The 4,859-nt window shown below is 68.3% G+C and carries 6 protein-coding genes and 2 pseudogenes; all 8 read left to right on the forward strand.

Annotated features, from left to right (window positions below):
- Nucleotides 1–1,155 (forward strand): 3-dehydroquinate synthase (aroB, locus tag BW737_RS12160; RefSeq protein WP_099330379.1); only part of this gene is annotated, 1,155 nt, incomplete at its 5' end.
- On the forward strand, nucleotides 1,136–1,681 hold the full coding sequence (locus tag BW737_RS12165) for a shikimate kinase (protein WP_257210804.1): 546 nt from the start codon (nucleotides 1,136–1,138) through the stop codon (nucleotides 1,679–1,681). The genes aroB and BW737_RS12165, both read left to right, overlap by 20 nt.
- A gap of 40 nt (nucleotides 1,682–1,721) precedes the next feature.
- Complete coding sequence (locus BW737_RS12170) at nucleotides 1,722–2,399, forward strand: FMN-binding negative transcriptional regulator (RefSeq protein WP_086616084.1); 678 nt, start codon at nucleotides 1,722–1,724, stop codon at nucleotides 2,397–2,399.
- Nucleotides 2,400–2,599: 200 nt separating this feature from the next.
- Entirely contained in the window at nucleotides 2,600–3,163 is a 564-nt protein-coding gene (gene efp / locus BW737_RS12175; protein WP_086616083.1) for an elongation factor P, read from the forward strand.
- Between the two features lie 6 nt (nucleotides 3,164–3,169).
- Nucleotides 3,170–3,703, forward strand: a complete 534-nt coding sequence (gene nusB, locus BW737_RS12180; RefSeq protein WP_086616082.1) for a transcription antitermination factor NusB — start codon at nucleotides 3,170–3,172, stop codon at nucleotides 3,701–3,703.
- 1 nt (nucleotide 3,704) lies between these two features.
- Nucleotides 3,705–3,830, forward strand: a pseudogene (locus BW737_RS20050) (putative RNA methyltransferase); the annotation flags it as partial.
- 57 nt (nucleotides 3,831–3,887) lie between these two features.
- Nucleotides 3,888–4,529, forward strand: a complete 642-nt coding sequence (locus tag BW737_RS12185) for a methyltransferase domain-containing protein (RefSeq protein ID WP_086616081.1) — start codon at nucleotides 3,888–3,890, stop codon at nucleotides 4,527–4,529.
- Between the two features lie 162 nt (nucleotides 4,530–4,691).
- Nucleotides 4,692–4,859 (forward strand): annotated as a pseudogene (locus BW737_RS18710) (L-ribulose-5-phosphate 4-epimerase); the annotation flags it as partial.

Below are 4,859 nucleotides of genomic sequence, written 5' to 3' on the forward strand. Positions count from 1 at the left end.
CGCCCCCCGCCAGGTGCATCAGGCGGGCGCACACGGATAACCGTGCCCGGCACCGCCGCGGCCCGCCCCTACGACGTCGTGATTGGCAGCGGGCTGGCCCAGGCCGTCACCGATGCCGTTGCCGCCGCCCCAGGGGCCGGCGCGGGCGGGGTGGCAATTGTTCACGCCGACGCGCTGGCCGCCCCCGCCGCGGACTATGAGCGGGCTTTGAGCACCGCCGGGCTGCGCGTGACCCGGATCGAGGTGCCGGGCGGGGAGAGCGCCAAGCACACGGGCGTACTCAACCAGATCTGGGAGCAACTGGGCGCCTTCCACCTGGGCCGGGACGGCTGCCTGGTGGGCGTTGGTGGCGGCGCCACTACTGACCTGGCCGGTTTCGCCGCCGCCACCTGGCTACGCGGCGTACCCATCGTGCAGGTGCCCACCAGCCTGCTGGCCATGGTGGATGCGGCCGTCGGCGGTAAGACCGGCATCGACACCGAGGCCGGCAAGAACCTGGTGGGCGCCTTCCACCCGCCGACCGCCGTGATCGACGACCTGGCCGCCCTGGCCACCCTGCCGGTGGCGGAGCTGCGCGCCGGGATGGGCGAAGTCGTCAAGTGCGGGTTCATCGCCGATCCGGCCATCCTGGACCGGGTGTTGGCCGCACCCGCCGTACCGGCCGCCGACTCCCCGGTCATTGCGGAGTTGGTGGCCCGCGCGGTGGCGGTCAAGGCCGCCGTGGTGGGGGAGGACCTCACCGAGTCCGGGCTGCGGGAGATCCTCAACTACGGACACACCTACGCCCACGCCATTGAGAAGGTCACCGACTACACCTGGCGGCACGGCGAGGCCGTCGCCGTGGGCTGCGTCTTCGCCGCCGAGGTCGCCCACCGGCTAGGTCGGCTCGACGTCGCGGCAGTGGCCTTGCACCGGCGCGCCTTCGCGGCCGCCGGGCTGCCGGTCGCGTTCCCACAGGGGGCGGGTGCCTTCGACGCCCTATACGACGCCATGACCTCCGACAAGAAGGTGCGCGCGGGGCGGCTGCGCATGGTACTGCTGGATGGAATCGCCCAACCGGTGCGCGGTGTGGAGCCCGAGCTGGAGGTGCTGCGCGCCGCCCATGAGGCCGTCACCGCTCCGCCCGCCGGCGCAGATGCCGGAGACCCGGCATGAGCCCGGCGAGCGTGGTGCTGCTCGGCGCCCCCGGCACGGCTGCAGCAGTGTCGGGCGCGCTCTGGCGAACACTACCGGGCTGCCGCTGCTCGACGTCGGACGGGAGACCGCCGCGACGTTGGGGACCGTTCCCGAACTCGCCCTGGTGAGCATTCCCGAGGACCACTACCGGCGCGCCGAGGGGGCCACCGCGCGACGAATGCTCGCGCGGGCCGCGGACGGCGCCGTTATCGCCCTGGGCTCCGGCTGCCTGGATGACGACGGCGTGCAGGCAGCCCTGGCGCAAGCCCGGGCCGATGGGGCCTGCCTGGTGCACCTGACCGCCACGCCGCGGCGCCTGGCCACCCGCAACGGCCTGGATGCGCCGCGCTCGGTGGCGCTGGGCAACGTCCACCAGGCCTTCACCCGGATGCTGCGCGAGCGGGAGGAGGCGTGCGCCCGGGTGGGTGCCGTCGTCGTCGACACCACCGAAACCACCCCGGAGCGAGCCGCCGCCCTGGTGCTGGAACGGGTTGCCGAGCGGTAGGAACTCGACCCAGCGGCAAGCCGAGCCATAGGCTGAACACATGTATGTGCCGCGGCACTTTGAGCTTCCCGAGGATTACGTCGCCTCCCTGCTGGACCAGCCCCACGTCGGCAACCTGATCACTGTGCACGCCGATGGGCCGGCGGCCACGCTCGTGCCCTTCTACCGCGACGCCGAGCGCGGCACGCTGGTCACTCACCTGGTGCGCAACAACCCACAGGTACGCGAGCCGATCACCGGCCGCGGAATGGTGATCTTCGACGACGTCGACGCCTACGTCTCGCCCCGCTGGTACGCCACCAACGAGGCCAAGCCGAATGTGCCCACCTGGGACTACATCACCATGCACGTGTGGGGACCGGTGCGCATCGACCCCAGCCCGGAGGCGGCGTTGCGTGCGGCTCGTAGGCTCACCGAGCTGCACGAGCCCGACGAGATGCTCGGTGCCGTGGGGGAGGAGAAGCTGGAACGGATGGCGCGGGCGATCGTGGCGGTGGAAGTCGGCATCGAGCGGGTGCAGGGCAAGGCCAAGATGAGCCAGAACCGGCACCCGGACGACATCCGCTCCCTCGCCGCAGAGCTGGCACGCCAGGGGCAGGACCGCATGGCCGAGTTCCTGCTGGAGGTCTCCCTGCCGTACGCCGAGCAGCGCTATGCCACGCTCGCCCGTCTGGGCGAAGTACACGCCCTGCGCGAGGACGTCACCAGTTTCCACTAGCCGTCATCTCGCCCAATACCGCATCGCATCGCCCGTCCCCATTACCGGGACCGGCACTTGTGAAGCGCCCAAACGGTTCACCGCGGCCCCCTCGCCGTGACCGGCATGACAGGCGGCAGCCGGGGGAGTGGCCGGGTCGTCGCGGTAGGCTTACCCGGTCTGAGACTTCCAGCAATCCTCTAGCGAGTTAGGAACCGCACGTGGCAACGACGAACGACCTGAAGAACGGCATGGTGCTCAACCTGGAGGGCCAGCTGTGGCAGGTAGTCGAGTTCCAGCACGTCAAGCCGGGCAAGGGCCCCGCCTTCGTGCGCACCAAGATCAAGAATGTCCTGTCCGGCAAGACCGTCGACAAGACCTTCAACGCCGGCCTGAAGGTGGAGACCGCCACCGTCGACCGGCGGGACATGCAGTTCTCCTACAAGGACGGCGAAGACTTCGTCTTCATGGACGTCAAGACCTACGAGCAGACCTATGTGTCGGCCGACGTGGTCGGCGACGCCGCCGACCTCATGCTGGAGGGTCAGGACGTCATCGTCGCCTTCCACGAGGAGACCGTGCTGTTCGTGGAGCTGCCGGCCGCCGTCGTGCTGACCATCTCCCACACCGAGCCCGGGCTGCAGGGTGACCGCTCCTCGGCGGGAACCAAGCCGGCCACGCTGGAGACCGGCGCCGAGATCCAGGTCCCGCTGTTCCTCAACATTGGCGACAAGGTCAAGGTCGACACCCGCTCCCGCTCCTACATCTCCCGCGTCACCGACTGACCGCCGATGACCGAATCCACACCGGTGTCGCAGCCCGACACCGTCGAGGAGCCGCTGGACGACGGCGCTCCCGCTGCTGCGGGCGGGCACCCCAAGTTCCCGGTCACCGCGCGCACCAAGGCGCGCCGACGTGCCGTCGAGGTCCTCTTCGAGGCCGATCAGCGCGGTCTGCTGGCCGGGACGGCCGGGGCACAGAATCTGCGGGAGTTGGCCGCCGAGCGCGCCTTCCACTCCGCCAATCGCACCGAGGCACCCGCATACACGCGTCAGGCGCTGGCCGGCGTCGCCGACCACCTGACCGAGATCGACGAGACCATCGAGACCTACTCCCACGGGTGGGTGCTCAGCCGTATGCCGGCCACGGATCGGGCCATCGCGCGCCTGGCCACCTGGGAGATCGTCTGGAACGACGACGTCGACGCGCCGGTAGCAGTGGACGAGGCGATCACGCTGGCCCGCATGCTGTCGACGGACGACTCGCCTCGCTTCCTCAACGGACTACTCGGACGCATCGGCGACCTGGCCGACACGCTGCGCTGATTTGGATTCCTCAACCGATCCCGTTTACCTACTGCGGTGTCCGGTCTGTTCCGGACCGTTGTTTCGAGAGCCACGGAACCTGCGCTGCGAGCGTGGGCACACATTCGACCTCGGACGCTCCGGCTATGTCAATGTCCTGGTTGGACGACAACGGCCAGGAGACAGGCGGGGTTATGACGCCGCGATGATCGCCGCTCGGGCCCGGGTCTTCGACGCCGCCGCCTATGCGCCGATGCGAGACGTTTTGCGACATGTGGTGGCAACCACCAGCCCCAGCTCCGTTCTTGACTTGGGGTGCGGCGAGGGGTACTACACCCGTTCGCTATGCGACCTGAGCAAGCCGCCTCTTCGTATCGGTATTGACCTGTCAAAAAAGGGTATTTCACGCGCCGCTCGGTTGGACCCGGGGGGAATGTACCTGGTCGGGAACTGCTTCCAGCCTCCACTGGCTGACGACTCGATCGATACGATCATCAGTGTATTTTCGCCGGTTCCAGAGGCGGCAATCGCACGGGTATCGCGTCGCGGGGCGTATTTGGTGGTGGCCGGACCGGGGCCTGATCATCTGATCGAGATCCGCAAGTCCATCTATCGGGAAGTGCGCAAGCAGACCGGTACAACGCCAGCGGTTCCGGACTCGTGGCAATTGGTTCACGAGGATGAGGTTCACTCTCTCGTCGAGGGCAACGTGGCAACCGTGGGCGCCGATATTGTTCGCATGTCGCCGTACATCTGGTCATCCCAGTCGGATCGCGCACTCGATGCCGTGTGCCGTCTCACCTCCATCACCCTGAGCTTCCGGTTCAGCGTCTACCGGCTTCCATAGCTCGTGGGCAACGTGGTACACCGCTCGAGCCCGCTTACCTAGCTCAGGATCGTGCACGAACGTGCAGCGGGGGCGGTGACTGTTTGCCCCGCGGCGAGCAGGATCGTGATGACCACAAAACATGGCCGGCAGCGAGCCGGCCCGTCACGAAGGAGTGCTCTCATGGCTGAGAAGACCGAGCGGATTGTGTTGGCTGATTTGGATGATGGTGTGCGTGGGGCGGTGGCGGCTGCGCGTGAGCGGGTGGCTGGTTTGCATGGGGAGTTGATTCGGTGGGGTTTGGTGGTGTGGACGGCTGGGAATGTGTCTGAGCGGGTGGTGGTGACCCGG

Origin of the sequence: Actinomyces ruminis (assembly GCF_002154335.2) — a bacterium.
GTDB lineage: Bacteria > Actinomycetota > Actinomycetes > Actinomycetales > Actinomycetaceae > Actinomyces > Actinomyces ruminis.

Bases quoted from the DNA above. Each gene is read 5' to 3' on its own strand.
- BW737_RS12165 (WP_257210804.1), top strand. From the start codon at position 1,136: ATGCCGGAGACCCGGCATGAGCCCGGCGAGCGTGGTGCTGCTCGGCGC.
- BW737_RS12170 (WP_086616084.1), top strand. From the start codon at position 1,722: ATGTATGTGCCGCGGCACTTTGAGCTTCCCGAGGATTACGTCGCCTCC.
- nusB (WP_086616082.1), top strand. From the start codon at position 3,170: ATGACCGAATCCACACCGGTGTCGCAGCCCGACACCGTCGAGGAGCCG.
- BW737_RS12185 (WP_086616081.1), top strand. From the start codon at position 3,888: ATGATCGCCGCTCGGGCCCGGGTCTTCGACGCCGCCGCCTATGCGCCG.